Below are 25,832 nucleotides of genomic sequence, written 5' to 3'. Positions count from 1 at the left end.
AGGGAGGCCGTACTCGTGTCTGCGAATACGGCGGTCCGTTATCGACGCGCTCTTCGTAGCAGGCCGTTCGTGGCCGGGTGACCACGTCCGTTCCGAGTTCCTACGAGGAGTGATCCACATGTCCGAGGTGAAGCTCACCGCCGAGACCCGCACCGAGTTCGGCAAGGGTGCCGCCCGTCGCATCCGCCGCGACAACAAGGTGCCCGGTGTCCTGTACGGCCACGGCTCCGACCCGCTGCACCTGACCCTGCCGGGCCACGACCTGCTGCTGGCGCTGCGTACGCCGAACGTCCTGATCTCCCTGGACATCGACGGCAAGACCAACGAGCTGGCGATCCCGAAGGCCGTGCAGCGTGACCCGCTGAAGGGCTTCCTGGAGCACGTGGACCTGCAGCTGGTCAAGCGTGGCGAGAAGGTCACGGTCGAGATCTTCGTGCACACCGAGGGCGAGCTGGCGCCGGGCGGCAACCTGCTGGAGCACGTTCTGAACGCGCTGCCGGTGGAGACCGAGGCCACGCACATCCCCGAGTCGGTCACCGTCTCCGTCGAGGGCCTGGAGGCCGGTGCCTCCATCCTCGCCAAGGACATCCCCCTCCCGTCCGGCACCACGCTGGCCGTCGACGAGGACACGGTCGTCCTGCAGGTCCTGGCCGCGCAGGCCGAGGAGACCGAGGGCGAGGCCGCCGAGGGCGAAGAGGCCGCCGAGGCCTGATCCTCGCCGTCGTCATCATCTGGTCAGCCGCTGCCTCCCTCGCCGGGGGCGGCGGCTGGCGCGTATCCAAGGAGACATGGACGTGACCACCTCGGCCGGTGACCCCTGGCTGATCGTCGGGCTCGGTAACCCCGGGCCGGAGTACGCCATGAACCGGCACAACGTCGGTTTCATGGTGGCGGACCTGCTCGCGGAGCGGATCGGGGGGAAGTTCAAGCGGGCGGGCAAGGCGCAGGCGCAGGTGCTGGAGGGGCGGATCGGCCCTGCCGGGCCGGCGAGCCGTCGGGTGATCCTGGCGAAGCCGATGTCGTACATGAACCTGTCCGGCGGTCCGGTGAACGCGCTGCGGGAGTTCTACAAGGTGCCGGTGGCGAACATCGTGGCGGTGCACGACGAACTGGACATCGACTACGGGGTGCTGCGGCTGAAGCTGGGCGGCGGTGACAACGGGCACAACGGTCTGAAGTCGATGACGAAGGCGATGGGACCGGACTACCACCGGGTGCGGTTCGGGATCGGGCGGCCGCCGGGGCGGATGCAGGTGGCCGACTTCGTGCTGAAGGACTTCTCCTCGGGGGAGCGCAAGGAGCTGGACTACTTCGTGGACCGGGCGGCGGACGCGGTGGAGGCTTTGGTGATCGAGGGGCTGGAGCGGGCGCAGAGCACGTACAACTCCTGAGGGTGCGGGGGTCGCACAACTCCTGACTTGTCCGCCCAGGACGCCCACGCGAGTTGACCTGCCGTAGGAGTATGGCCAATGATCCCGGCCATGCCTGCCACAGCCAGTACCGCTCGTCAGGCGTCCGTGACCGCGTTGCGGTTCGGGCGGGTCGCGGCGACGGGTGCGGTCGCCGCGCTGATCCTGTTCGCCGGGGTGTGGGGTTCCTGGGGGACCGCACAGCACGTGATGCTGACCAAGGGGCGTGAGCGGGGCACGGTCCGGGTGACGGGGTGTGCGGGGGATGTGTGCAGCGGTCCGTTCACGCCGGCGTCGGCGGGGGCGCGGACACGCGCGCGTGTGGAGATCGAGAACTCCGTCGCGGTGCATACGGGGACGACGTACGACGTGGTGCTGAAGCCCGGTACGGGGGATGCGGTGCGTTCGGGTCCAGCCGGGATGCTGTACGCCTGGGTGCCGTTGGGCGGGGCGCTGCTGCTGGCGGCGGTGGTGGTCGCGGGCGGGATGCGGCTGGTCCGGCCGGCGTGGGTGCTGGGGCTGTGCGGGGCCGGGCTGCTGACGGCGGCGTTCGTGGCGCTGCAGTGAGCGCGACAGGCGTGTGAACGAAGGGTGCCCCCTGGGTCGTAGGACCTCGGGGGCACCCTTTCGGTGTTTCCGCGGGTCAGCCGGTGTTGCGCAGGCCGGCCGCCACACCGTTGACGGTGAGGAGCAGGGCGCGGGAGAGCAGCGGGTCGGGGCTCACGCCGGCCGCGGCGGCGTCGCGTTGCCGCTTGAGCAGGGCGACCTGGAGGTAGGAGATCGGGTCCAGGTAGGCGTCGCGGATGGTGAAGGTCTGCTTGAGGACGGGCTGGGCGTCGAGCAGTTCCTGTTCGCCGGTGACCCGGAGGACCTCGCGGACGGTCAGCTCGTGTTCGGCCTTGATGGTGTCGAAGACGTGCTTGAGGTCGTCGGGGACGAGGGTGTCGACGTAGTGCTGGGCGATCCGCAGGTCCGTCTTGGCGAGGGTCATCTCGACGTTGGAGATGAAGTTGCGGAAGAAGTGCCACTGCTGGTGCATCTCGTCGAGGACGGTGTCCAGGCCGGCCTCGCGCAGGGCCTTCAGGCCGGAGCCGACGCCGAACCAGCCGGGGACGATCTGCCGGGACTGAGTCCAGCCGAACACCCAGGGGATGGCGCGCAGGCCGTCGAGCGAGACGCCCGAGCCGGGGCGGCGGGAGGGCCGCGAGCCCAGGTGGAGGTCGGCGAGCTGGTCGACCGGTGTGGAGGCGAGGAAGTACGTCGGCAGGTCGGGGTCCTCGACCAGGCGCCGGTAGGCGGCGTGGGCGGCGTCGGAGACGACGTCCATGGCCGCGTCCCAGCGGGCGAGGGCCTCGTCGGACTGGCGGGGCGCGGTGTGCAGGGCGGAGGCCTGCAGGGTGGCCGCGACCGTCAGTTCCAGGTTCTCCCGGGCCAGGGACGGGATGAGGTACTTGTCGGAGATGACCTCGCCCTGCTCGGTGACCTTGATCTCGCCTTCGAGGGTGCCCCAGGGCTGGGCGAGGATCGCGTCGTGGGAGGGGCCGCCGCCGCGGCCGACGGTGCCGCCGCGGCCGTGGAAGAGGCGCAGGCGTACGCCGTAGCGGTGGGCGACGTCGCGCAGCCGGCGCTGGGCGCGGTGGATCTCCCACTGGGAGGTGGTGATGCCGCCGAACTTGGAGGAGTCGGAGTAGCCGAGCATGACCTCCTGGACGTCGCCGCGCAGCGCGACCAGGCGCCGGTAGGACGGGTCGGAGAGCATGTCCTCCAGGATCGTGTCGGCGGCCTTCAGCTCGTCCGTCGTCTCCAGCAGCGGGACGATGCCGATCTTGGCCCAGCCGGCGTGCAGGTCGACGAGGCCGGCCTCGCGGGCGAGGACGGTGGCGGCGAAGACGTCGTCGGCGCCCTGGCACATGGAGATGATGTAGGACTCGATGACCTCGGGGCCGAAGACCTCCAGGGCCTTCTTGACGGTCTCGAAGACGCCGAGGGTCTTCCGCCCGGCCGCGTCCACGGGTGCGGGGGTGGGGGCCAGCGGCCGCCTGGAGCGCAGTTCCTTGGCGAGGAGCTTGGCCCGGTAGTCGCGGGGCATGTCGGCGTAGCGCCAGGACTCCTCGCCGAGCCGGTCGAAGAGCTGGCCGAGGGCGTGGTGGTGGGCGTCGGCGTGTTCGCGGACGTCCATGGTGGCGAGCTGGAGGCCGAAGGCGGCCAGGGTGCGGATGGTGCGGGCGAGGCGGCCGTCGGCGAAGAGGCCGCCGCGGTGCTCGCGCAGGGATGCCTGGATGATCCGCAGGTCCTTCAGCAGCTCGCCGGTGCCGAGGTAGTCGCGGCCTTCCTCGTGCGGGGTGCCCTTGGCGAGGCGCTGCTTGGTGTTCTCCAGCTTCTGCCGGATGCAGGTGGCCTTGAGCCGGTAGGGCTCCTCGGCGTTGAGGCGCTTGTAGCGGGGGCTGATCTCGGGGAGCAGCTCCAGGTCGGTCTTGAGGGAGTCCAGCAGCTCTTCGGTGGCTCCGGCGTAGCGGATGGAGTTGGAGAGCAGGCCGCGCAGTTCGTCGATCGTCTCCAGGGCGTCGTTGATGCCGTGCTCGTGCTGGAGGATGAGGACGTCCCAGGTGACCTGGGGGGTGACGTTGGGGTTGCCGTCGCGGTCGCCGCCGATCCAGGTGCCGAAGGTGAGCGGGCGGGTGTCGTCGGGGAGCTTGACGCCGACCCGCTCCAGCTCGGCCGTGAGGTCCTCCAGGACGTCACCGACCGCGCCGGCGTGCAGCTCGTCCAGGTAGTAGATGGCGTTGCGGGCCTCGTCGGCCGGTTCGGGCCGGACGACGCGCAGCTCGTCGGTCTGCCAGACGAGGTCGATGTTCTCGGCGAGGCGGACGTCGTGGCGGCGCCGGTCGGAGTCGAGGACGGGCTCCTCCAGGAGCGCGGCGATGCGCCGGAGCTTGTTGAGGACCGACCGGCGCGCGGCCTCGGTGGGGTGGGCGGTGAAGACCGGGCGGACGTTGAGGTTCCGGACCGTCTGCTGCAGGTGCTCGGGGTCGGCGTCCTTGAGGCGGTCGGCCGTCCGGGCGAGCAGGCCGCCTTCGGCGGCGCGCTTGGCGCGCAGCTCGCGGCCGCGGTGTACCTGTTCGGTGATGTTGGCGAGGTGGAAGTAGGTGGAGAAGGCGCGGACCAGCTTGGCCGCGGTCTCCAGTTCGGTGCCGCGCAGCAGCTCGGCGGCGGCTTCGCCGTCCTCGCGGGTGAGGCGGCGGACCTTCTCGACCAGTTCGAGGAGCTCGGGGCCTTCCTGCCGTACGAGGGTCTCGCCCAGGAGGTCACCCAGCCGGCGGATGTCGGCGCGCAGCTCACTGCTGGTCATGGTGGTCTGGTCGTCGGCACTGCTCACAGGTGCGGCTCCTTGCAGTGTTGAAGCTCGTCTGGAGGGGAACCCGGCCGGCTGCCACGCGGCGAGCGCCGCATAGGGGCCGGAGCGTCCGGGAAGGGAAACTTCAGCGGACCGCGCTGTCCGACCGAGTCCAAGGATAGGTGGCGATGCGGACGCGCAGGCTCTGGGGCTCTTGCCGCGGCACGACACGCTGCCATACTTACGACGCCGTAGGTTACGGAACCGTAGGGAAGGAACCGCCGAGTCCCCCTCGGTTCCCGCGGCCCGGCATCGTCTCGACCCTCGAACCCCACAGGGGACGCGCATGACCTCAAGTTCCGATGTGATCGAAGAAGCCCGTAAGGCCACCGACACACGCCCTCCCTCCGCCACGCTGGGCGGCGAGCAGAAGCGTTCGATCGAGCAGATCACGCTGCTCCTGTTCATCACCGTGCCGTTCTTGGCACTGGTGGCGGCCGTGCCGCTGGCCTGGGGCTGGGGGGTGAGCTGGCTCGATCTGGGCCTGCTGGTCTTCTTCTACTTCCTGGGGTGCCACGGCATCACGATCGGTTTCCACCGGTACTTCACCCACGGTTCGTTCAAGGCGAAGCGGCCGCTGCGGATCGCGCTGGCGATCATGGGTTCGCTGGCGGTCGAGGGGCCTTTGGTGCGGTGGGTGGCCGATCACCGCAAGCATCACAAGTTCTCCGACGCGGAGGGTGATCCGCACTCTCCGTGGCGGTTCGGCGAGACGGTTCCGGCACTGATGAAGGGCCTGTGGTGGGCGCACATCGGCTGGATGTTCGACGAGGAGCAGACCCCGCAGGAGAAGTACGCGCCGGATCTGATCAAGGACCCGGCGATCCGGGCGATCTCGCGCCAGTTCGTGCTGTGGACGGCGCTGTCGCTGGCGCTGCCGGCGCTGATCGGCGGTCTGGTGACGATGTCCTGGTGGGGCGCGTTCACCGCGTTCTTCTGGGGTTCACTCGTGCGAGTGGCTTTGCTGCACCATGTGACGTGGTCGATCAACTCGATCTGTCACGCGGTGGGCAAGCGGCCGTTCAAGTCGCGGGACCGTTCGGGCAACGTGTGGTGGCTGGCGATCCTGTCCTGCGGCGAGTCCTGGCACAACCTGCACCACGCCGACCCGACCTCGGCGCGGCACGGGGTGATGCGCGGCCAGCTCGACTCGTCTGCCCGTTTCATCCGTGTCTTCGAGCGGCTCGGCTGGGCGTACGACGTGCGCTGGCCGTCACGCTCGCGTATCGATTCGCGCCGTGCCACCGGAGATGACCGCTCCCGGCGCCGGAGGGAGACGGCCGAGGCGGCATGATTGACGCCGTGGCGACCGATTCCAGCAGCACTCCCAGTGACAAGCCTCGGCGGACCCGCCGGACCCGTATGACCGGTGCCGAGCGCCGCCAGCAGCTGCTGGAGATCGGTCGCACCCTCTTCGCGGCGAAAGGTTTCGAGGGCACGTCGGTGGAGGAGATCGCGGCGAAGGCCGGGGTGTCCAAGCCGGTGGTGTACGAGCATTTCGGTGGCAAGGAGGGGCTGTACGCGGTGGTGGTCGACCGCGAGATGCGGCGCCTGCTGGACATGGTGACCAGCTCGCTGACCGCCGGCCACCCCCGCGAGCTGTGCGAGCAGGCCGCGTTCGCGTTGCTCGACTACATCGAGGAGTACACGGACGGTTTCCGCATCCTGGTCCGGGACTCTCCCATTCCGCAGTCGACGGGCTCTTTCGCCTCGCTGATCTCGGACATCGCCACCCAGGTGGAGGACATCCTGGGCCGCGAGTTCAAGTCGCGCGGTTTCGACCCGAAGCTCGCTCCGCTGTACGCCCAGGCGCTGGTCGGCATGGTCGCGCTGACCGGCCAGTGGTGGCTGGACGTGCGCCGGCCGAAGAAGGCGGAGGTGGCGGCGCATCTGGTGAACCTGGCGTGGCACGGCCTGGACGGGCTGGAGCCGAAGCCGCGGCTGATAGGTCACCGCAAGAGCTGAGAGGTCAGCGCGGCTGCAGGAATTCCAGCCGGTTGCCGACGGGGTCCTCGGAGTAGAAGCGCAGCTGGCCGGGCAGGTTGTCATCCCAGGTCACCGGTGCCCCGTGGGCGGTGAGCCGGGCGGCGTACGCCTCGATGTCCGGCACCCGCAGCCCGGGGTGGGCCTTTCTCGCGGGCCTGAAGTCCTCCTCGATCCCCAGGTGGAGCTGCACGGCCCCCGCCCGGAACCAGCATCCGCCGCGCGCCGCGAGCACCGGTGGTTTGGGGATCTCCGTCATGCCGAGGGCGTCGGCGTAGTACGCCCGCAGTGTGTCTTCCGAGCCGGGCGGTGCGGCCAGCTGGATGTGGTCGAGGGCGACGAGCATCTCACTCTCCCTTCACGGCGACGGCGAACAGCCGCCGAAACGGCAGGACCGTGCCATGGGGCGTTGCCGGGTAGGCCGTCCGCAGCAGGTCCCGGTACTCGGTGAGGAACGCCTCCTGTGCCTCGGGGTCGTCGGCGAGCGCGGTCAGGGCGGGCCGCAGGCCGGTGCCCTTGACCCAGTCGAGCACCGGGTCCTCACCCTGAAGGACATGGAAGTACGTCGTCTGCCACACGTCGGCCGCACAGCCGAGGCGGATGAGGCGGTCCAGATAGGCGCCGGGGGTGTGCACGGAGTCGGTGCGGCGCAGGACGTCGGCGAGGCGGGCTCGCCAGCGGGGGGTGGCGGCGAGGCCGCGCATCAGGACGTGCAGCGGGGCGTCGAGGTTGTCGGGGACCTGGAAGGCGAAGGTGCCGCCGGGCTCCAGGGCGGCGATCCAGTCGCCGAACCGGTCGGCGTGGCCCGGCACCCACTGGAGGGTGGCGTTGGAGACGATCAGGTCGTACGGCTCTTCGGGCGTCCAGGTGCGCAGGTCGGCGTGGGTGAAGTCCAGCCGGCCGCCGCCCGCGGTGGGGCCCTCGTGGTCGACGTGGGCCTTGTCGAGCATCTCGGGCGCGTTGTCGTAGCCGGTGATGTGTGCGGTGGGCCAGCGGTCGGCGAGCAGGGTGGTGACGTTGCCGGGGCCGCAGCCGAGGTCGGCGATGCGGGGGCGGTCGCCGGGCGGCGGGGGGACGCGGGCCAGGAGGTCGGCGAAGGGGCGGGCCCGGTGGCCGGCGTGGCGGAGGTACTGGGCGGGGTCCCAGGTGGGGGTCGTCATGTCCTCCACTCTCCCCGCCCATTTCTCTCGATGTCAAGAGACTTGATATCAAGAGACTTCATGTCGACACAACCACTACACTGATCTCCATGGAGGACGAGGTCGATCGGCTGGTCGCAGCGTGGCGCCGGGAGCGTCCGGACCTCGACGTGGATCCGCTGGAAGTGCTCAGCCGGGTGAGCCGACTCGCCCGGCACCTGGACCGCGCCCGCCGGCTCGCGTTCGCCGAGCACCAGCTGGAGCCCTGGGAGTTCGACGTCCTGACCGCGCTGCGGCGCGCGGGCACGCCGTACCAGCTCTCCCCCGGTCAGCTGCTGACGCAGACCCTGGTCACCTCGGGCACGATGACCAACCGGATCGACCGGCTGGCGAAGAAGGGCCTGGTGGAGCGGCTGCCCGACCCGAGCGACCGGCGGGGCGTGCTGGTCCGGCTGACCGACGAGGGCCGGGACCGCGCGGACCAGGCGCTGGCGGGGCTGCTGGAGCAGGAGAGGGCGATCCTCGCCGAGCTGTCCCGCGCCCAGCGCGCCGAGCTGGCGGGGCTGCTACGCCAGCTGACCGCCCCGTTCGACAACATCCCCGGCTAGGTCCACCGGCCCCACCCCGGCCCGCCGGGCGAGCGCGACGGCGGCCAGCGTGGAGTGGACGCCCAGCTTGCCGAGGACGTTCTGCATATGGGTGCGGACGGTGTGCGGGGAGAGGAACAGCCGCTCGGCGACGGCCTTGCGGCCGAGGCCGGCGACCATGCACCGGAGCACCTCCCGCTCCCGCGGGGTGAGGGACTCCACCAGCCGCTCGCTCTCGGTGCGGTGCTTGCGCGCGGCCGTCAGCTCCTTGAGCACCCCGGTGAGCAGCGCGGGCGGCAGATGGGTCTCGTCCCGCAGCACGCCGCGGATCACCGTCAGCAGCCGGGACAGCGAGCAGTCCTTGGCGACCCAGCCGCAGGCTCCGGCCTGGAGCGCGAGGGCCGCGCGGCGCGGGTCGTCCTTCTCGGCGAGGACGACGATCCGTACCGCGGGCTGCGCGGCCCGGACCCCGGCGACCAGCGAGATCCCGTCGACCAGGCCGTCCTCGTTGCCCTCCTGCACCGGTACGGCCGGGCGGACGCCGGGCAGGTTTCCGCCCAGGTCGGCGTCGACCAGCAGGACGTCGTAGCGGCGGCCCTCGCCGGCCGCCCGCTCCAGGCAGCGCAGCGCGGCCGGGCCGCTGCCGGCGGCGAAGACGTCGACGTCGGGCTCGGCGGCCAGGGCGGCCGCGAGCGACTCGGCGAAGATCCGGTGGTCGTCCACGACCAGGACTCGGATGCGAACCACGAAACCCCCTTCCCCAGGCTCCACGCGGAGCAGGGGATACCCAAGGTCCGGAAGGCTCCGGAACTGGCCGGTCCGGACAAGCCCGGAAAAGGTTCGGGGAACGACGACCCGCACGGATACGACACCCACGGACAAGGACGCGCAACCGCTCGGCCGCCGCCGTCGCGGAAACTGCTGCCCCCACCGCAGGCGTCGTATCCGCCTGTCTCGCCCCCTGAGCGGCACCGGCCCCCACCGGTGCTGTTCCACAGAGTACGGATGGGAGCACGCAGCGGAAGGAGATTTGCAGAACTGGCCGTCCGGGGCGTTTATGGTGTGCCGCATGTTTCGTATTGAGGCGGAAGTCGACAAAGTCCGACGTGATCTGCTCCGCTCGCGGCTGCGGGACACCAACACGGCGGCGTCCCCGGTGCTGGCCGCCCTGCGCGGCACCCCCGGCGAACGCGAGGCACCCCTGCACGTCTGGGCACTGGACGCCGCCGGCGACCTCGCGGGCGGCCTGGTCGGTCACACCTGGACGAGCTGGCTGCACATCACCTACCTGTGGGTCGACGCCGTCCATCGCGGCACCGGCCTCGGCGCGCGTCTCCTCGCCGAGGCCGAGCGCATCGCCACGGCCGACCGCGGCTGCACGGCCTCCCGCCTGGAGACCTGGGACTTCCAGGCCCCGGAGTTCTACCGCAAGCAGGGCTACGAGGTGGTGTGCGTGATCCCCGACTACCCGCCGGGGATCACCGAGTTCACTCTGACGAAGAGGCTGGGCTGACCGAGGATCAGGCGATGCGGCGGGCGCCCGCCGACGGCACCGCCTCGAAGACGCGCGGGGCGGCGAATCCGGCCCCGGCGAAGGACTCCTCGATCGCCTTCGTGAGGCTGTCCACGTCCGTGGCCTCCGCCAGGACGATCGCCGAGCCGCCGAAGCCGCCGCCGGTCATCCGGGCGCCGAGCGCGCCGTTCGCCAGGGCGGTGTCGACGACCAGGTCCAGCTCCGGGCAGGAGATGCGGAAGTCGTCGCGCAGGGAGGCGTGGCCCTCGGTGAGGACGTGGCCGATCGCGCGGGCGTCGCCGGCGTGCAGCAGGTCGACGACGCGTTCCACCCGGCGGTCCTCGGTGACGACGTGCCGGACCAGGCGGACGACCTCCTCCTCGTCGCCCAGGCGGGCGAGGGCCGCGTCCAGGCCGGCGTACTCGACGTCCCGCAGGGCGTCGACGCCGAGCAGGGCCGCGCCCTTCTCGCAGCCGGCCCGGCGCTTGCCGTACTCGCCGCCGCTGTGGGCGTGCTTGACCTGGGTGTCCACCACCAGCAGGCGCAGTCCCTCGGCCGCGAGGTCGAAGGGGATCTGCCGCTGGGACAGGTCTCGGGTGTCCAGGAAGAGCGCGTGGCCCTGCTCGCAGCAGGCCGAGGCCGTCTGGTCCATGATGCCGGTCGGGGCACCGACGTAGACGTTCTCGGCGCGCTGGCACAGGCGGGCCAGCTTCCAGCGCTGGAGACCGAGTCCGTACAGGTCGTTCAGCGCGAGGGCGATCACGACCTCCAGGGCGGCGGACGAGGACAGGCCCGCGCCGGTCGGGACCGTGGAGGACAGGTGGACGTCGGCGCCGGTGACCGGGTGCCCGGCCTCGCGCAGCGCCCAGACCACGCCCGCCGGGTACGCCGTCCAGTGCGCGTCGCTCTGCGGCGCGAGGGCGTCCAGCCGCAGTTCGGTGATCTCCGCGGACCCGCCCTCGATGTCCGCCGAGTGCAGGCGCAGGACGCCGTCGTCCCGGCGGGAGACGGCCGCGGCCGCCTGGTGCGGCAGCGCGAACGGCATGACGAAGCCGTCGTTGTAGTCGGTGTGCTCGCCGATCAGGTTGACCCGGCCCGGCGCCGCCCACACGCCCTCCGGCTGCGCCCCGTACAGCTCGGCGAAGCGCTCCGCGACCTGCTGTGCCCCCACTAGTGCTCCCTTGTGATGCTCTGCGCGAACTCCCACGCGTCCGCGACGATCCCCGCGAGATCCGCGCGGGACGGGTTCCAGCCCAGCTTCTCGCGGGCGGTGTCCGCGGAGGCGACCAGGACCGCGGGGTCGCCGCCCCGGCGCGGGGCCACCACCTCGGGGATCGGGTGTCCGGTGACCTCGCGGACGGTCTCGATGACCTGCCGGACGGAGAAGCCGTTGCCGTTGCCGAGGTTGCAGATCAGGTGCTCGCCCGGCCGTGCGGCCGTCAGCGCGAGCAGGTGGGCCTCGGCGAGGTCCGCGACGTGGATGTAGTCGCGGATGCAGGTGCCGTCGGGGGTGGCGTAGTCGTCGCCGTAGATCGAGATCGCGTCGCGGCGGCCCTGGGCGACCTGGAGGACCAGCGGGATCAGGTGCGACTCGGGGTCGTGGCGCTCGCCGTGGGCGCCGTACGCGCCGGCCACGTTGAAGTAGCGCAGCGACACCGCGGCCAGGCCGTGGGCGTTCGCCTCACTGGTGATCATGTGGTCGACGGCGAGCTTGGAGGCGCCGTAGGGGTTGGTGGGCTTCGTCGGCGCGCTCTCCACGATCGGGACCTGCTCCGGCTCGCCGTAGGTGGCCGCGGTGGAGGAGAAGACCAGCTTGCGGACGCGGGCCTCGCGCATCGCGGAGAGCAGCGCCATGCTGCCGGCGACGTTGTTGTCCCAGTACTTCTCCGGCTTCACCACCGACTCGCCGACCTGCGAGGACGCGGCGAAGTGCAGCACGCCGTCGAAGGAGGGGTCGAGCCACTTGGCGGCGTCACGGATGTCGCCCTCGATGAACGCGGCACCGGCGGGCACGCCCTCGCGGAAGCCGGTGGAGAGGTTGTCGAGGACGATGACCTCGTGGCCGGCCTCCAGCAGATGCTGCGCCACGACGCTGCCGACGTATCCCGCGCCACCCGTCACCAGGTACTTCATGAACTCGCTACCTCTCGCAGTCGCTCGGCCGCGCGCTCCGGCGGCACGTCGTTGATGAACACGCTCATGCCGGACTCGGAACCCGCGAGAAACTTCAGCTTGCCGGAAGTGCGGCGGATGGTGAAAAGCTCGAGGTGGAGCGCGAAGTCGTCCCGCGTCACACCGTCGAACTCCGCCAAGGCGCCGAACGGGGCCTGGTGCCAGGCCGCGATGTACGGCGTCGGAGGCTCACCCGTGCCGAAGATCCGGTCGAAGCGCCTCAAGAGTTCCAGATAGACCTGGGGGAATTCTGTGCGCGCCGCCTCGTCGAGCGCGAGCAGATCCGGGACCCGGCGCTTCGGGTACAGGTGGACCTCGTACGGCCAGTGCGCGGTGTACGGCACGAACGCCGCCCAGTGTTCACCCTCAAGGACGACCCGCTCACCGGCGAGTTCCCGCTGGAGGACCGCGTCGAACAGGTTCTCCCCGCCGGTCGCCTCCTTGTGGGCGGCGAGCGAGCGGAGCATCAGCGCGGTGCGCGGAGTGGTGAACGGGTAGGCGTAGATCTGTCCGTGCGGGTGGCCCAGGGTCACACCGATCTCGGCACCACGGTTCTCGAAACAGAACACCTGCTCGACGGAGGGCAGATGCGACAGCTCCGAGGTGCGGTCCGTCCAGGCGTCCAGCACCAGCCGGACCTGGTCCTCGGTGAGGTCGGCGAAGGAGGCGTCGTGGTCGGAGGTGAAGCAGACGACCTCGCAGCGGCCGGAGTCGCCCGCCAGCGAGGGGAAGCGGTTCTCGAAGACGGCGACGTCGTAGGAGGAGTCCGGGATCTCGCTGAGCCGATCGCCCCGCGTCGGGCACAGCGGGCACTCGTCGGCCGGCGGGTGGTAGGTGCGGCCCTGCCGGTGCGAGGCGACCGCGACCGAGTCGCCGAGCAGCGGATCACGGCGGATCTCGGACGTGGTGACCGTACGGTCCAGCGGGCGGCGGTCGACCGCGCCCCGCACGGTGTCGTCCCGAAGGTCGTAATAGATCAGCTCACGACCGTCGGCCAGCCGTGTCGAGGTCTTCTTCAACGCCGGACTCCTCTACGTCCCGCACCCAACCACTCAACACAATCAAACATAACAGACCACAACCCGACAACATCTGGGTTCATCACAATCAAACAAAGAACACCAACAGAAGTGTTCAATTACTGAACGCGGAGGCGTAGGTTCCGCTCTGATCAGTTCGCGCAAAGAAGCGAGTTCTTCATGCAAACCCCCACATACGGCTCCACCTACCTGGCGGCGGAGCTACGGCTCCCCACCAACTGGCTGGACTACACGATCCTGGTGATCTACTTCGTGGTCGTCCTCGGCATCGGCTTCGCCGCCCGCCGGTCGGTGAAGACCAGCCTCGACTTCTTCCTCTCCGGACGCTCGCTGCCCGCCTGGATCACCGGCCTGGCCTTCATCTCCGCGAACCTGGCCGCCACCGAGATCCTCGGCATGGCCGCCAACAGCGCCCAGTACGGCGCCTACACCGTGCACTGGTACTGGATCGGCGCCATCCCCGCCATGGTCTTCCTGGGCCTGGTGATGATGCCCTTCTACTACGGCAGCAAGGTCCGCTCGGTCCCCGAGTTCCTGCTGCTGCGCTTCGACCGGGCCGCCCACCTGCTCAGTTCGATCCTGTTCGCATTCGCCGCCATCCTGATCGCCGGTGTCAACCTCTACGCCCTCGCGATCGTCGTCGAGGCCCTCCTCGGCTGGCCGCAGTGGGTCGCCATCGTCGTCGCCGGCGCCTTCGTCCTGGCGTACATCACCCTCGGCGGCCTGTCCTCGGCGATCTACAACGAGGTGCTCCAGTTCTTCGTGATCCTGGCCGCGCTCATCCCGATCACCGTGCTCGGCCTGAAGAAGGCCGGCGGCTGGGGCGGCCTGACCGACAAGCTCACCGCGCAGCACGGTGCCGACTTCACCACGGCCTGGGGCGGCACCGGCATCGGCCAGGCCAACCCGCTCGGCGCCAACTGGCTCACCATCGTCCTCGGCCTCGGCTTCGTGCTCTCCTTCGGCTACTGGACCACCAACTTCGCCGAGGTGCAGCGCGCCCTGTCCGCGAAGAACCTCTCCGCCGGCCAGCGCACCCCGCTGATCGCCGCCTACCCGAAGATCTTCATCGTCTTCCTGGTGATGATCCCGGGCCTGGTCGCCGCCGCGCTCATCCCGAAGTTCGGCACGCCCGCCTCCGGCTACCAGTACAACGACGCCATCCCCTACCTGATGCAGGAGCTGCTGCCCAACGGTGTGCTCGGCATCGCCGTCACCGGTCTGCTGGCGGCCTTCATGGCGGGCATGGCGGCGAACGTGTCGTCCTTCAACACCGTGTTCACCAACGACATCTGGGCGAAGTACGTGGTGCGGGGCCGCGAGGACGCGTACTACGTGCGGTTCGGCCGCCTGATCACCGCGATCGGCGTCTGCGCGTCCGTCGGCACGGCGTTCCTGGCGTCCTCGTTCTCGAACATCATGAGCTACCTCCAGACGCTGTTCTCCTTCTTCAACGTGCCGATGTTCGTCGTCTTCATCGTCGGCATGTTCTGGCGGCGCGCGTCCGCGAAGTCCGGCTTCTGGGGGCTGCTCGCCGGCACCGTCACGGCGATGATCAACTACTTCGTCCTCTACAAGAGAGACATCATCTCCATCCCCTCCGACCAGGGCGCCAATTTCGTCTCCGCGATCGCGGGCTTCGTCGCCGGCGCGGTCGTGATGGTCGCGGTGTCCCTGTTCACCCGGCCGAAGCCGGACGCGGAGCTCCAGGGCCTGGTCTACGGCACCCGCTCCCCCGGCATGTCCGAACCGCCCGCGCCCGGTGACGAGGCCTGGTACCGCAAGCCGGCCCTGCTGGGCTGGGGAGCGGTCATCCTGGCCGCCGCCTGCTACATCCCGTTCTCGTTCTGACGCGGGAGGACCGAGGAAACCATGACCGAGCACCCCGAACACCCGCACCGTCCCCCGCACTACACCGAGGAGGACGTCCAGCGCGAGGTCTCCGAGCTGGAGACCAAGTCGGCGACCGCGGCCCGCATCTTCGACCTGCGCCGCATCATCGGCGGCCTGTTCGTCGTCTACGGCGTCATCGTCACGATCACCGGCATCACCGACTCCCAGGCCGCGATCGACAAGGCCGAGGGCGTCAACATCAACCTGTGGACCGGCATCGGCATGCTGCTGCTGGGCCTGTTCTTCCTGGCCTGGCTGAAGCTGCGGCCGACGCCCCCGCCGCTTCCTCCGGAGGGTCTGCCGGAGGAGCGGGAGAAGGAGTAAGCGCCGAGGGCCGGCAGGCCGTGGGCCCAGTGCGGGCGCGTGGGGGCTGGTCGAGCAGTTCCCCGCGCCCCTTCGGGGCGCCCCACGCCGTCGTAGCCGCGCCCGGCCGCAGCCCCGGGTGCCTACTCGGGGCCGGCGCCCCGCACGGGGCCCGCCCGGTCCAGCAGCCCCGTCCGCGCGGCCAGTGCCGCCGCCTCCAGGCGCGATCCGACGCCCAGCTTCATCAGCACCCGCTGCACATGCGTACGCGCGGTGCTCGGCGCGATGCCCATCCCGGCCGCGATCAGCCGGGTGTCCTCCCCGTCGGCGACCCGCACCAGCACCTCCACCTCCCTCGGCGTCAGCATCTCCAGCAGCCGCTGAGCCTCGTCGTCGGGCTGCGCGGCGGGGTTCAGCAGATCGCTGAAGGCGCCCTGGAGCAGTTGCGGGGCCACCGCCGCCTCACCGGCGCGGGCCTTCATGATGGCCCGCTCGACCCCCTCGATCCGCTCGTCGTGCCGCACGTACCCCGACGCCCCCGCGGCGAAGGCCGCCGCGATCCCGCGCGGCGACGGCACCGGGCCCAGCACCAGCACCGCGACCTGCGGACGGTCCCGTTTGATCTTCACCACCGGGTCGAAGATCCCCGGCTCGGCCGGTGCCGCCGTACCCAGCAGGCACACCTCCGGCGACCGCGCGATCACCAGATCCGCCGCGCCCGCGGCCGGTGCCGCCGCGGCCAGCACCCGGTGCCCGCGCAGCTTGAGCGCCGACGCCAGCGCCTCCGCGAGCAGGCGATGGTCGTCGACGACCATGAGCCGCACTCCCATAGAGCAACCCCCCAGTCCCCCCGGCACCCCCGCCCTTCATGCCCCCGGAAGCTACACGCTTGTTCGACGTCGCGCTGCCCCTCTCGATGAGAAGTGCCCCGGATCGATGAAATCCGGGGCACTTCTCGGCAAGTCACCCATTCGGGCGAGGCCGGCGCGGGGGCGGAAAACCGGTCAGTCGCCGGTGCCGAACGCCACCACCAGGTATTCCCTGCCGTACGACGAGCTGCTCTTGTGGGCGTAGACGGCCGACATGTACAGGCGACCCTTGCCGAAGAGGAGTTCCGCGTACTCGGGCAGCAGGCGCGTTTCCGCCTCGTGCACGTTCCGCGTGCCGGGGTTCTCCAGCAGCTTGACCGACTTGAACGAACCGCCGTCGATGCTGACGACCTGCCCGCCCTTGTTGTACGGCGGCGACTTGTAGGCGAGGAGGTTGCCGCCGTCCATGCGCAGCGGCGAGAGCGTGTAGCCGTCGCCGGCCTCGGCGCGCTGGCCGGTCGGCTTGCCGGTCTTCAGGTCGAAGGCGACGATCTCGTTGGTCTTGCTGTACTCGCCCGAGCCGTCGTGCTCCTCGGTCGCCAGGTACAGCCTGCCGTCGCCGGCGACGATCTGCGAGCAGCCCTCGATCCGGGTGAGGCCGTCGCAGCGGCCCTTGTAGGTGTCACCGGGCGCGGAGATACGGGCGAGCAGCTTGCCGGTCTTGCCGTCGATGGAGAAGTAGTCCGAGACACCGCTGCCGTCGCCCGCGCTGTCGCCGACGTCGGCCGCGACCACCAGCGGGTCGGTGGAGAGGACGGCGGCGTACTGGATGCCGTCGGGCATCTTGTACTCGGAGATCACCTTCCCGCTCTTCGGGTCGATGGTCTGGATGTGCAGCTGGCGGTTGTCGTACTGGCCGCACTTGCGGACCGCGACCAGCCGGCTGCCGCCGCCGTACCCCGCGTCGTAGCAGGTGTCGTCCGGCTTGGGCTGCCACAGCGTCTTGCCGGAGTCGATGTCGAACGCGGCGCCGCCGTCGGAGCTGCCGACCGCGACGGTGTGCTGAGCGACCGTCACGTTCTGGAAGGTGATCGGGTAGTCACCGGACTTGAGCGACTGTGTCCACAGCTTCTTCCCCGCGGCGAGGTCGATCGCCGCGACCTGGCTGCACCCCGCGGAGGAGTCCTTCGTGGGCATCTTCGGCTGGAAGGCGACCGCCGTGCGGCCGTCCTCGTTGACGTGGCTGCTGACCGCGCAGACGGGGCCGGGCAGCTTGACCGTCCACAGCTCGGTGCCCTTGGCCGGGTCGTAGCCGACGATCTCCGCGATGCCGCTCTTGGCGTACACCGTGTCCGTCAGCCACGAGCCCGAGGTGACGACCGTTTCGTCCGTCTTGGGCAGCGGCACCTGGAAGAGCAGCTTGGAGGCCGGGTCGGCCGGCGCCTTCTCCTTGCCGCCACCACCGGTCGAGCCCCCGGAGCCGCCCGAGCCACCGGTGCCGCCGCCGGAGGAGACCTCGTGGTGCTGCTTGCCGTCGTCACCCGACGAGGCGTACCAGACGCCGCCGACGACGATCAGCGCGATGGCGACGACCGCCGCGACGACGATGAACAGCACGGTGTTGTTCCGCCCGCCGCCGCCCGGAACCGGCTGCGGCTGCATCGGCACGGTCGGCGGCTGCCCCTGGCCCGGGTAGCCGTAGCCCGGCGGCACCGCCTGCATGGGCTGGGTGGGCTGGGCGTAGGGGTTCTGCGGCTGGGCGCCGTAGCCGACCGGCTGCTGGCCGTACGCCGCGGTCTGCTGGGCGTACGGGTTCTGCGGCTGGGCGCCGGGGTAGCCGTAACCGGGCTGCGGCGGCTGGGCCGGCTGCTGCTGAGGCGGGACCGGCGGGTAGCCGTAGCCGGGCTGCGGGGGCTGCGGGGGCTGGGACGGCGGCTGGGGCGGCTGGTTCGGGGGCGGCGGGGGCGGCTGGGTCATGGCGCGGGTACCTCGGGACGGCGTAAGGGTCTCGGAAGGGGACGGGATGGAAGCCGGGAGCGGTGCGCCGGGCTCAGTCGCCGAAGGCCATGATGAGCTTCTCCTTCGCGTCGTCGTCACCGGACAGCCGGCCCTCGGAGATGAAGAACCGCCCGCCGGTCCACTCGACGACACCGTCGAAGAAGGAGTTCTCGACCTCGGCCGCGCTCTGCGGGTGCCGAAGCAGTGCGGTCGCCTTGTGGGAGGAGCCGGTGACCGGGATCGACACCACCTGGCCGCCCGTGTCGTACGACGGCTTCACGTACGCGATGAGCTTGCCGCCCTCGACCTTCACCGGCGACATCGGCTCGTCCGCCGGGGACTTCACCCGCCACTTCGCCTTGCCGTCGGAGAGGCTGATCGCGACGATCTCGTTCGCGCTGATGGTGGCGTCCGTGGGCAGGTAGAGCGTGTCGGCGTCGACCGCGACACCCTGGCAGCCCTGGAGCTCGCGCTCCAGGATCGCCCAGCCGCAGCGGGGCGCGAACTTCTCGTCGACCTTCACCTCCGAACGGAACTTGCCGTCCTTGGTGAAGGTGGAGATGTTCCAGGCCTTCTTGTCCCGGTTGGTCAGGTAGACCACGAGCGGGTCGACCGAGTACGCCCGGCTCACCTCCCAGCCCTTCTTGACCTGCTGGGTCCAGCGCACCTTGCCGGTGGCCGGGTCGAGTTCCTGGATCTCCTCGTGCTCCTTGCCGGTGCCGACACCGCAGGAGGCCACCTGGATCAGCCGGTCGGTGCCGCCCGCGTAGGCGGCCGGGAAGCAGGCCGCGCCGTACCTCTTCTTGTCGTACAGCTTCTTGCCGCTGTCCATGTCGTACGCCGTGCCCGACTGCGAGCGGCCCACCATCAGCGTCTTGCCGCTCACCGTCAGTTCGATGTTGAGCGCGCTGTCGAACAGCCCGCCGTCGGCGACCTCGCCGCTCCAGCCCTTCGTGCCGGTGCGCAGGTCCAGCTGCTGGAGCTGGTTGCACTTGGCACGGTCGCCGCCGCTGTTCATGTACGCCACGACGACCTTGTCGTCGGCCGACTTCTGCGGGGTGACCGCGCAGATCTTCTGCGGGAAGTCGACCGGCCCCCAGGCGGTGCCGCCGTCACCGGTGCTGAAGGCGAAGACCTGCTTGTACGCCGCCTTCACCGCCGTGTCGCCGGTGATCCACATGCCCGGCGCGTCGGCGCCCGACGCCGGGGCGTCCGGTGCCGGCTTGTACCAGAGCACCTTGGCCTCGCCCGCCTGGCGGCCCCCGTTGAGGTTCTCCGGGTCCGCACCGCCGCTGGACGCGGTCGGCGAACCGGAGGCGGAGTGCTTGGGGTCGTCGCTCGGCCCGGCGACGGGCTTCTTCTTGCCGCCACCGTCATCGCCGCCGGTGAACGCGAACACCGCGCCGCCGATGACGAGCAGCGCGGCCACCGCGGCACCGATGATCAGCGCCGTCTTCTTCCGGGAGCCCTGCCCGCCCGGGACGGACCCGCCGGGCACGGCGCCGGGCATGCCCGGGTACGGCGGCTGCTGCGGGTGGCCGTAGCCGGGCTGCGGGCTGCCGTACGGGCCCGGCTGCTGCGGGGGTTGCTGCGGATGGCCGTAGGGGCCCGGGGTGGCGCCGTACGGACCCGGCTGCTGCGGCGCCTGCGGGTAGCCGTAGCCCGGCTGGGGCTGCTGCGGGGGCGCGGCGGGCGGCTGGGGTGCGCCGAAACCGCCCTGCGCCGGCGGCGTCTGGGGGGCGGCACCGAAACCGCCCTGTGCCGGTGGCGTCTGCGGGGCGGGGCCGAAACCGCCACCCTGCGGCGGCTGGTCCTGCGGTGCTCCGAACCCGCCCTGCGGCGGCTGGTTGGGCGGCTGAGTCATCAGCGCTCTTCCCCCTCGTTCACTGATTTTTAGCCACACCCTGAGGTTCGTGACGGACCCAAGGTCGTTCTGAAGACAGTTCTCAGACGGCTCTTTCTATCACCCGGCACAGACAGCACAGGGGGCCGCGTCCTCCCCTGTTCCCAAGGGAGGACCGGCCCGTGATGCCGTCGTTATGCGCCTTCACGCCCCCTTCACGCGGCGCACGCGCCCCCTCCGTGCGAGGAGTGAGTGGTCAGGCGTCCTCCGCCAGTTCCAGCCAGCGCAGCTCCAGTTCCTCACGCTCCCCGGCCAGATCCCGCAACCGGGCGTCCAGTTCGGCCACCTTCGCGAAGTCGGTGGCGTTGTCGGCGATCTGGGCGTGCAGCTTGGACTCCTTCTCGGAGATCTTGTCCAACTGGCGCTCGATCTTCTGGAGTTCCTTCTTGGCGGCACGCTGGTCGGCGGCGCTCTTCTCCTGCGTGGCCGGCTTGGGCGCCGCGACGGCGGCCTGTGCGGCGACCGCCTCCTCCATCCGCTGCCGCCGCTCCAGGTACTCGTCGATGCCGCGCGGCAGCATCCGCAGGGCGCCGTCGCCGAGGAGGGCGAACACCCGGTCCGTCGTGCGCTCCACGAAGAACCGGTCGTGGGAGATGACGATCATCGAGCCGGGCCAGCCGTCGAGGACGTCCTCGAGCTGGGTGAGGGTCTCGATGTCGAGGTCGTTGGTGGGCTCGTCCAGGAAGAGGACGTTGGGCTCGTCCATGAGGAGCCGCAGCAGCTGGAGCCGCCGCCGCTCACCACCGGACAGATCACCCACCGGCGTCCACTGCTTCTCCTTGGTGAAGCCGAACGTCTCGCACAGCTGACCGGCGGTCATCTCGCGGCCCTTGCCGAGGTCGACGCGCTCCCGGACCCGCTGTACGGCCTCCAGCACCCGCCAGGTGGGGTCGAGTTCGGCGACCTCCTGGGAGAGGTAGGCCAGCTTGACGGTCCTGCCGACGGCGATGCGGCCGCCGGCCGGCTGCTCCTCGCCCTCGGTTCGCGCGGCCGCGGCCATGGCGCGCAGAAGGGACGTCTTTCCGGCGCCGTTGACGCCGACCAGGCCGATCCGGTCGCCCGGCCCGAGCTGCCAGGTGACGTGCTTGAGCAGCACCTTCGGGCCGGCCTGCACGGTGACGTCCTCGAGGTCGAAGACCGTCCTGCCGAGCCGCGAGGAGGCGAACTTCATCAGCTCGCTGCTGTCCCGGGGCGGCGGTACGTCCGCGATCAGCTCGTTGGCGGCCTCGACGCGGAAGCGCGGTTTGGACGTACGCGCGGGGGCGCCGCGCCGCAGCCAGGCCAGCTCCTTGCGGATCAGGTTCTGCCGCTTGGCCTCCTCCGTGGCGGCGATCCGCTCGCGTTCCGCGCGCGCGAAGACGTAGTCCGAGTAGCCGCCCTCGTACTCGTACACATCGCCGCGCTGCACGTCCCACATGCGGGTGCAGACCTGGTCCAGGAACCACCGGTCGTGCGTCACGCACACCAGCGCCGAGCGGCGGTTGCGCAGGTGCTCGGCGAGCCACGCGATGCCCTCGACGTCGAGGTGGTTGGTGGGCTCGTCCAGGACGATCAGGTCCTGTTCCTCGATGAGCAGCTTGGCGAGCGCGATCCGGCGCCGCTCGCCACCGGAGAGCGGTCCGATGACGGTGTCCAGCCCCTTCGGGAAGCCCGGCAGGTCCAGCCCGCCGAACAACCCGGTCAGCACGTCCCTGACCTTGGCGTTGCCCGCCCACTCGTGGTCGGCCATGTCACCGATGACCTCGTGGCGGACGGTGGCCGCGGGGTCCAGGGAGTCGTGCTGCGTGAGCACGCCGAGCCGCAGGCCCCCGGAGTGCGTGACCCGCCCGGTGTCCGTCTCCTCCACCTTGGCGAGCATCCGGATGAGGGTGGTCTTGCCGTCGCCGTTGCGCCCGACGACCCCGATCCGGTCCCCTTCCTGCACACCGAGCGAGACGCCGTCCAGCAGGGCACGGGTGCCGTACACCTTGCTGACGTTCTCGACATTGACCAGGTTGACGGCCATTTCACTCCTGTGCGCGCGGCTGTATCGATGTGCGGCTCCGCCGCGGGGGTCAGCCTTCTAGCGTAGGGCTTCGGGGGTGAGAGGCGGGGCGCGAGGGGGTTGTCACTCTTTGTGATGATGTGATCGGGATGCGGCCGCTACCGTGGAGGGCAGGCAGCAGGATCCCGTCCATGGGGGAAACCATGACCGCCGAGTCCGTAGAGCACCGCCACCACTGGCCGGTGCCCCCCCCCGGACGGCTACACCGTGGACGACCTGTTCACGCTGCCGGATCTCCCGCCGCACACAGAGCTGATCGACGGGAGCCTGGTTTTCGTGAGTGCCCAGCGGGACTTCCACAGCGTCGTCATCGACCTGCTGGTGAGCGAGTTGCGTCGTACCGCGCCACGAGAACCGAGAGTCCGCAGGGAAATGACCGTCGTCATCGACCTGACCGCCATCGACACCCTCTGAGCCCCCTCAGAGAACCGTCGCCCCCGCCACCGGCCCCGCCGCGGTCCGCACCGCCCTGCACGTCCCCGACGCCCGCAGCACCTGGGCCGCCTTCTCCGCCGACTCGGCATCCCGCGCGAGGAACGCCGTCGTAGGCCCGGAACCGGAGACCAGCGCGGCCAGCGCACCCGCCCCCCGCCCCGCCTCCAGCGTGTCCGCCAGCTCCGGGAACAGGGACAGGGCGGCGGACTGGAGGTCGTTCGAGACGGTGGCGGCCAGCGCGTCGGCGTCCCCCTTCGCCAGCGCCTGGAGCAGCTCCGCCGAAGCCACCGGCTCCGGAATGTCCCGCCCCTCCGCCAGCCGGTCGAACTCCCGGAAGACCGCCGGGGTGGAAAGACCCCGCTCGGCCATCGCGAACACCCAGTGGAAGGTGCCGCCGACCTCCAGGGACGTCAGCTGCTCGCCCCGCCCGATGCCCAGCGCCGCCCCGCCCACCAGGCTGAACGGCACATCGCTGCCCAGCTCGGCGCAGATCGCGAGCAGCTCGGCACGCGAGGCGCCCGAGCCCCACAGCGTGTTGCACGCGAGCAGCGCGCCCGCGCCGTCCGCGCTGCCGCCCGCCATGCCGCCGGCGACCGGGATGTCCTTGGCGATGTGGATGTGGACGTTCGGCTCGATGCCCCGGCGTCCGGCGAGCGCGAGGGCCGCGCGGGCGGCGAGGTTGGTGCGGTCCAGGGGGACCTGGCCGGCGTCCGGGCCCTCGCAGGTGATCCGGAGTTCCTCCGCGGGGGTGACGGTGACCTCGTCGTACAGGCCGACGGCGAGGAAGACGTTGGCGAGGCCGTGGAAGCCGTCGGGGCGGGCGGCGCCGACCGCGAGCTGGACGTTGACCTTGGCCGGCACCCGTACCGTGACGCTCACTTGCCGCTCTCCTGGTTCGGGGCTGCGGGGGTCGCCCCCCGCGATGACGCAGCCTCGGCGATCCGCGCGAACTCCTCCACCGTCAGCGACTCCCCGCGCGCCTGCGGCGAGACCCCGGCCGCGACCAGGGCCGCCTCGGCGGCGGCGGCGGACCCGGCCCAGCCGGCGAGTGCGGCCCGCAGGGTCTTGCGGCGCTGGGCGAAGGCCGCGTCGATCACCGCGAAGACCTCCTTCTTGGAGGCCGTCGTCTTGATCGGCTCCGTCCGCCGCACCAACGACACCAGCCCGCTGTCGACGTTCGGCGCGGGCCAGAAGACGTTGCGGCCGATGGCCCCGGCCCGCTTCACCTCGGCGTACCAGTTGGCCTTCACGGACGGCACGCCGTAGACCTTGTTGCCGGGTGCGGCGGCGAGCCGGTCGGCGACCTCGGACTGCACCATGACGAGGGTCCGCTCGATGCTCGGGAAGGTGTCGAGCATGTGCAGCAGCACGGGTACGGCGACGTTGTAGGGGAGGTTCGCCACCAGGGCCGTCGGCGGGGGGCCGGGCAGCTCGGCGACGTGCATCGCGTCGGAGTGGACCAGCGCGAACCGGTCGGCGCGCTCCGGCATGCGCGCGGCGATGGTCGCGGGCAGCGCGCCGGCCAGGACGTCGTCGATCTCGACGGCGGTGACCCGGTCGGCGACCTCCAGCAGCGCGAGGGTGAGCGAACCGAGCCCCGGGCCGACCTCGACGACCACGTCGTCGGGGCGCACCTCGGCGGTACGGACGATACGGCGGACCGTGTTGGCGTCGATCACGAAGTTCTGGCCGCGCTGCTTGGTGGGTCGGACACCGAGCGCTGCCGCCAGCTCACGGATGTCGGCCGGGCCGAGGAGGGCGTCGGGGGTGGGGCTGCTCACGGGACAAGGGTACGGGGGTGTGACCGCCGGGATCGCCGGGGTGCCCGGCAGCCACGCCTGCCCGCGGTCACTTGCGCAGCCGCGCCCCGCAGTGCGGCCAGGGGCTGGCGCCGCGGCTCACGTACAGCTTCTTCGCGCGGTACGTCTGTTCCTCCGCCGGTGCGTCCTGGGGGCGGCCCTTGCCGCCGAGGCTGTGCCAGGTGCGTGCGTCGAACTGGTAGAGCCCGCCGTAGGTGCCGGACGGGTCGACCGCGTGCGGCCGGCCGCCGGACTCGCAGGCGGCGAGCGCGCGCCAGTTCAGGTGGTCGGCGCCATGCACGGAGCGGGGCCGGGGCTTGGTGCCCACCTTCATCACCCGCTTGCGCGGCTTGCGCACCACCTCGGACCTCTCCCGGCGCGGCTTGTCCCGGACCCCGTTGACAGTGCGCACGAAGTAGGTGATCCGCCGCAGTCCGGGCTGCCCGGGCTGTGCGACGACCTCGGTGCCCTTGAAGAGGGTCGGATCCTCGGTCCGCTCGGTCTCGAACGGGATCTGCTCCTCGCGGATCTCCCGGGCGCCGCTCACCCGGAGCACGGTCACCGTCTGCCCGTCGCGCGGGAAGCTCTCCGGCGGGACGGACGTGGTGTCCTGGCCGTGCAGGGAGATGCCGGCCTCCTCGACCGCTTCGCGTACGGTGGCCGCGTTGGTGCGGATGGTGCGGGTGCGGCCGTCCGCCATGACCGTGACCGCGCGCTCGGTGCGCACGTCGAGCGCGAGCCCGGCGCGTCCGATGCGCTGGGAGCGTGAGGTCGACAGGTAGGCGCCCTCGGCGCGCACCCCCAGCTCGTGCAGCGCGCCTTCCACCGTGGGTGCCGTCGTCCACACCTCGCGCCGCAGGCCGTCCAGGGTGAGCCGGACGGGGCGCCCGTACCGCACCGCGACCGGGTCACCGCTCTTGAGCGCCGTGCCGGGGGCGGGCGCGACCATGTCGTGCGCCCCCACGCGGACGCCCTCCTCGGCGAGCAGCTCCCGTACGTCGTCGGCGAAGGTGTGCAGGGCGCGCTGCCTGCCGTCGACACTCAGCTCGACCGCCTTGTCCTCGGCGACGAAGGCGGTGGTGCCGCCGGCCAGGAAGGCGACGACCAGTGCCTGCGGCAGCAGCCGGCGCATGGTGGAATCCGGGCGCTCGGCGTACCGCGCCCTGCGTCGGCGCGCGGCCCGCCCGCCGGCCTCCGCGGGCGGCTCCGGCTCGGGGATCACCGTCTCGGGGGCGCCGGTCGTCTGCCGCGGCAGCGGGGGCACCGGCTCGGTGACGAAGTACGCCTCGGCCTCGTAGGCGGGCCGGTAGGTGTCCTCGTACAGGCCGTACGGCAGCGTCTCCGCCGTGTGGACGGAGGCGTCATGGCCGTAGGGGTCGTACGTCTCGTACTGCGACGTGCTCACGCCGAC

General features: G+C 71.0%; 23 protein-coding genes and 1 pseudogene. 10 read left to right on the top strand and 14 right to left on the bottom strand.

Features of this window, described 5'->3' with window-relative positions:
* Positions 1 to 118: 118 nt before the first annotated feature.
* The 3 genes from ACZ7DL_RS06350 to ACZ7DL_RS06340 all read left to right on the top strand — a co-directional run bounded on the left by ACZ7DL_RS06350 (position 119) and on the right by ACZ7DL_RS06340 (position 1,976).
* Positions 119 to 712 carry a 50S ribosomal protein L25/general stress protein Ctc gene (locus ACZ7DL_RS06350; protein ID WP_470771824.1) on the top strand — a complete coding sequence of 198 codons (594 nt, stop codon included), beginning with the start codon at positions 119 to 121 and terminating at the stop codon, positions 710 to 712.
* 76 nt (positions 713 to 788) lie between these two features.
* Positions 789 to 1,391 carry an aminoacyl-tRNA hydrolase gene (gene pth, locus ACZ7DL_RS06345; protein WP_470771823.1) on the top strand — a complete coding sequence of 201 codons (603 nt, stop codon included), beginning with the start codon at positions 789 to 791 and terminating at the stop codon, positions 1,389 to 1,391.
* A 78-nt stretch (positions 1,392 to 1,469) separates the two neighbouring features.
* Positions 1,470 to 1,976, top strand: a complete 507-nt coding sequence (locus ACZ7DL_RS06340; protein ID WP_470771822.1) for a hypothetical protein — start codon at positions 1,470 to 1,472, stop codon at positions 1,974 to 1,976.
* 76 nt (positions 1,977 to 2,052) lie between these two features.
* Here the strand turns inward: ACZ7DL_RS06340 and ppc are convergent, their stop codons facing one another.
* A complete protein-coding gene (gene ppc, locus ACZ7DL_RS06335) occupies positions 2,053 to 4,785 on the bottom strand; it encodes a phosphoenolpyruvate carboxylase (protein ID WP_470771821.1) in 2,733 nt (910 codons plus the stop codon).
* Positions 4,786 to 5,089: 304 nt separating this feature from the next.
* Here ppc and ACZ7DL_RS06330 point away from each other — a divergent pair, with 304 nt between their 5' ends.
* Together ACZ7DL_RS06330 and ACZ7DL_RS06325 are read left to right on the top strand one after the other, a co-directional pair.
* Positions 5,090 to 6,097, top strand: coding sequence for an acyl-CoA desaturase (locus tag ACZ7DL_RS06330; protein ID WP_470771819.1), 1,008 nt, complete (start codon positions 5,090 to 5,092; stop codon positions 6,095 to 6,097).
* Complete coding sequence (locus tag ACZ7DL_RS06325; RefSeq protein WP_470771817.1) at positions 6,094 to 6,768, top strand: TetR/AcrR family transcriptional regulator; 675 nt, start codon at positions 6,094 to 6,096, stop codon at positions 6,766 to 6,768. The genes ACZ7DL_RS06330 and ACZ7DL_RS06325 overlap by 4 nt, the downstream gene beginning before the upstream one ends.
* Positions 6,769 to 6,772: 4 nt before the next feature.
* Here the strand turns inward: ACZ7DL_RS06325 and ACZ7DL_RS06320 are convergent, their stop codons facing one another.
* Complete coding sequence (locus tag ACZ7DL_RS06320; protein WP_470771815.1) at positions 6,773 to 7,132, bottom strand: VOC family protein; 360 nt, start codon at positions 7,130 to 7,132, stop codon at positions 6,773 to 6,775.
* 1 nt (position 7,133) lies between these two features.
* Positions 7,134 to 7,946 (bottom strand): trans-aconitate 2-methyltransferase, encoded by an 813-nt coding sequence (locus ACZ7DL_RS06315; RefSeq protein ID WP_470771813.1) that lies wholly within the window; start codon positions 7,944 to 7,946, stop codon positions 7,134 to 7,136.
* An 89-nt stretch (positions 7,947 to 8,035) separates the two neighbouring features.
* Between ACZ7DL_RS06315 and tamR the strand changes: the two genes are divergently transcribed.
* A complete protein-coding gene (gene tamR / locus ACZ7DL_RS06310; RefSeq protein ID WP_470771811.1) occupies positions 8,036 to 8,533 on the top strand; it encodes a MarR family transcriptional regulator TamR in 498 nt (165 codons plus the stop codon).
* Here tamR and ACZ7DL_RS06305 read toward each other — a convergent pair.
* Complete coding sequence (locus ACZ7DL_RS06305; protein ID WP_470771809.1) at positions 8,492 to 9,259, bottom strand: LuxR C-terminal-related transcriptional regulator; 768 nt, start codon at positions 9,257 to 9,259, stop codon at positions 8,492 to 8,494. The genes tamR and ACZ7DL_RS06305 overlap by 42 nt on opposite strands.
* Before the next feature lie 310 nt (positions 9,260 to 9,569).
* Here ACZ7DL_RS06305 and ACZ7DL_RS06300 point away from each other — a divergent pair, with 310 nt between their 5' ends.
* A complete protein-coding gene (locus ACZ7DL_RS06300) occupies positions 9,570 to 10,025 on the top strand; it encodes a GNAT family N-acetyltransferase (protein ID WP_470771993.1) in 456 nt (151 codons plus the stop codon).
* A 7-nt stretch (positions 10,026 to 10,032) separates the two neighbouring features.
* Here ACZ7DL_RS06300 and galK read toward each other — a convergent pair whose 3' ends face one another.
* The 3 genes from galK to galT are packed head-to-tail and all read right to left on the bottom strand — an operon-like array spanning position 10,033 to position 13,216.
* Positions 10,033 to 11,196 (bottom strand): galactokinase, encoded by a 1,164-nt coding sequence (gene galK / locus ACZ7DL_RS06295; RefSeq protein WP_470771808.1) that lies wholly within the window; start codon positions 11,194 to 11,196, stop codon positions 10,033 to 10,035.
* On the bottom strand, positions 11,196 to 12,158 hold the full coding sequence (galE, locus tag ACZ7DL_RS06290) for a UDP-glucose 4-epimerase GalE (protein WP_470771806.1): 963 nt from the start codon (positions 12,156 to 12,158) through the stop codon (positions 11,196 to 11,198). The genes galK and galE overlap by 1 nt, the downstream gene beginning before the upstream one ends.
* Entirely contained in the window at positions 12,155 to 13,216 is a 1,062-nt protein-coding gene (gene galT / locus ACZ7DL_RS06285; RefSeq protein ID WP_470771805.1) for a galactose-1-phosphate uridylyltransferase, read from the bottom strand. Before galT ends, galE begins: the two co-directional genes overlap by 4 nt.
* A gap of 180 nt (positions 13,217 to 13,396) precedes the next feature.
* Here galT and ACZ7DL_RS06280 point away from each other — a divergent pair, with 180 nt between their 5' ends.
* Positions 13,397 to 15,088, top strand: a complete 1,692-nt coding sequence (locus ACZ7DL_RS06280) for a sodium:solute symporter family protein (protein WP_470771803.1) — start codon at positions 13,397 to 13,399, stop codon at positions 15,086 to 15,088.
* Between the two features lie 21 nt (positions 15,089 to 15,109).
* Positions 15,110 to 15,454: a hypothetical protein gene (locus tag ACZ7DL_RS06275; protein WP_470771801.1), complete on the top strand. Its 345-nt coding sequence runs from the start codon at positions 15,110 to 15,112 to the stop codon at positions 15,452 to 15,454.
* Between the two features lie 122 nt (positions 15,455 to 15,576).
* On the opposite strand, the gene ACZ7DL_RS06270 is transcribed toward ACZ7DL_RS06275, so the two are convergent.
* From ACZ7DL_RS06270 to ACZ7DL_RS06255, 4 genes are all read right to left on the bottom strand, one after another.
* A complete protein-coding gene (locus tag ACZ7DL_RS06270) occupies positions 15,577 to 16,263 on the bottom strand; it encodes a helix-turn-helix transcriptional regulator (protein ID WP_470771800.1) in 687 nt (228 codons plus the stop codon).
* A gap of 174 nt (positions 16,264 to 16,437) precedes the next feature.
* On the bottom strand, positions 16,438 to 18,219 hold the full coding sequence (locus ACZ7DL_RS06265) for an outer membrane protein assembly factor BamB family protein (protein WP_470771798.1): 1,782 nt from the start codon (positions 18,217 to 18,219) through the stop codon (positions 16,438 to 16,440).
* A 73-nt stretch (positions 18,220 to 18,292) separates the two neighbouring features.
* Positions 18,293 to 20,104, bottom strand: coding sequence for an outer membrane protein assembly factor BamB family protein (locus ACZ7DL_RS06260; RefSeq protein ID WP_470771797.1), 1,812 nt, complete (start codon positions 20,102 to 20,104; stop codon positions 18,293 to 18,295).
* Between the two features lie 235 nt (positions 20,105 to 20,339).
* Positions 20,340 to 22,148: an ABC-F family ATP-binding cassette domain-containing protein gene (locus ACZ7DL_RS06255; RefSeq protein ID WP_470771794.1), complete on the bottom strand. Its 1,809-nt coding sequence runs from the start codon at positions 22,146 to 22,148 to the stop codon at positions 20,340 to 20,342.
* Between the two features lie 170 nt (positions 22,149 to 22,318).
* On the opposite strand from ACZ7DL_RS06255, the pseudogene ACZ7DL_RS06250 reads away from it, so the two are divergent.
* Positions 22,319 to 22,577 (top strand): annotated as a pseudogene (locus ACZ7DL_RS06250) (Uma2 family endonuclease); the annotation flags it as partial.
* Positions 22,578 to 22,607: 30 nt separating this feature from the next.
* On the opposite strand, the gene ACZ7DL_RS06245 reads toward ACZ7DL_RS06250, so the two are convergent.
* From ACZ7DL_RS06245 to ACZ7DL_RS06235, 3 genes are all read right to left on the bottom strand, one after another.
* Positions 22,608 to 23,501: a 4-(cytidine 5'-diphospho)-2-C-methyl-D-erythritol kinase gene (locus ACZ7DL_RS06245; protein ID WP_470771793.1), complete on the bottom strand. Its 894-nt coding sequence runs from the start codon at positions 23,499 to 23,501 to the stop codon at positions 22,608 to 22,610.
* Positions 23,498 to 24,403 carry a 16S rRNA (adenine(1518)-N(6)/adenine(1519)-N(6))-dimethyltransferase RsmA gene (rsmA, locus tag ACZ7DL_RS06240; protein ID WP_470771792.1) on the bottom strand — a complete coding sequence of 302 codons (906 nt, stop codon included), beginning with the start codon at positions 24,401 to 24,403 and terminating at the stop codon, positions 23,498 to 23,500. The genes ACZ7DL_RS06245 and rsmA overlap by 4 nt, the downstream gene beginning before the upstream one ends.
* Positions 24,404 to 24,470: 67 nt before the next feature.
* Positions 24,471 to 25,826 carry a ubiquitin-like domain-containing protein gene (locus ACZ7DL_RS06235; RefSeq protein ID WP_470771789.1) on the bottom strand — a complete coding sequence of 452 codons (1,356 nt, stop codon included), beginning with the start codon at positions 25,824 to 25,826 and terminating at the stop codon, positions 24,471 to 24,473.
* Positions 25,827 to 25,832 lie beyond the last annotated feature (6 nt).

The sequence above is a fragment of the Streptomyces sp. NPDC036984 genome, from assembly GCF_055607665.1.
This window is presented reverse-complemented; position numbering and strand designations above follow the sequence as displayed.

Excerpts from the sequence above, each read along its gene's own strand:
- ACZ7DL_RS06280 (WP_470771803.1), top strand. The coding sequence starts at position 13,397 with ATGCAAACCCCCACATACGGCTCCACCTACCTGGCGGCGGAGCTACGG.
- ACZ7DL_RS06270 (WP_470771800.1), bottom strand. The coding sequence starts at position 16,263 with ATGGGAGTGCGGCTCATGGTCGTCGACGACCATCGCCTGCTCGCGGAG.
- ACZ7DL_RS06260 (WP_470771797.1), bottom strand. The coding sequence starts at position 20,104 with ATGACTCAGCCGCCCAACCAGCCGCCGCAGGGCGGGTTCGGAGCACCG.
- ACZ7DL_RS06325 (WP_470771817.1), top strand. The coding sequence starts at position 6,094 with ATGATTGACGCCGTGGCGACCGATTCCAGCAGCACTCCCAGTGACAAG.
- ACZ7DL_RS06320 (WP_470771815.1), bottom strand. The coding sequence starts at position 7,132 with ATGCTCGTCGCCCTCGACCACATCCAGCTGGCCGCACCGCCCGGCTCG.
- ACZ7DL_RS06340 (WP_470771822.1), top strand. The coding sequence starts at position 1,470 with ATGATCCCGGCCATGCCTGCCACAGCCAGTACCGCTCGTCAGGCGTCC.
- ACZ7DL_RS06330 (WP_470771819.1), top strand. The coding sequence starts at position 5,090 with ATGACCTCAAGTTCCGATGTGATCGAAGAAGCCCGTAAGGCCACCGAC.
- galE (WP_470771806.1), bottom strand. The coding sequence starts at position 12,158 with ATGAAGTACCTGGTGACGGGTGGCGCGGGATACGTCGGCAGCGTCGTG.
- ACZ7DL_RS06275 (WP_470771801.1), top strand. The coding sequence starts at position 15,110 with ATGACCGAGCACCCCGAACACCCGCACCGTCCCCCGCACTACACCGAG.
- ACZ7DL_RS06265 (WP_470771798.1), bottom strand. The coding sequence starts at position 18,219 with ATGACCCAGCCGCCCCCGCCGCCCCCGAACCAGCCGCCCCAGCCGCCG.
- ACZ7DL_RS06255 (WP_470771794.1), bottom strand. The coding sequence starts at position 22,148 with ATGGCCGTCAACCTGGTCAATGTCGAGAACGTCAGCAAGGTGTACGGC.
- pth (WP_470771823.1), top strand. The coding sequence starts at position 789 with ATGGACGTGACCACCTCGGCCGGTGACCCCTGGCTGATCGTCGGGCTC.
- tamR (WP_470771811.1), top strand. The coding sequence starts at position 8,036 with ATGGAGGACGAGGTCGATCGGCTGGTCGCAGCGTGGCGCCGGGAGCGT.
- ACZ7DL_RS06315 (WP_470771813.1), bottom strand. The coding sequence starts at position 7,946 with ATGACGACCCCCACCTGGGACCCCGCCCAGTACCTCCGCCACGCCGGC.
- ACZ7DL_RS06350 (WP_470771824.1), top strand. The coding sequence starts at position 119 with ATGTCCGAGGTGAAGCTCACCGCCGAGACCCGCACCGAGTTCGGCAAG.
- ACZ7DL_RS06300 (WP_470771993.1), top strand. The coding sequence starts at position 9,570 with ATGGTGTGCCGCATGTTTCGTATTGAGGCGGAAGTCGACAAAGTCCGA.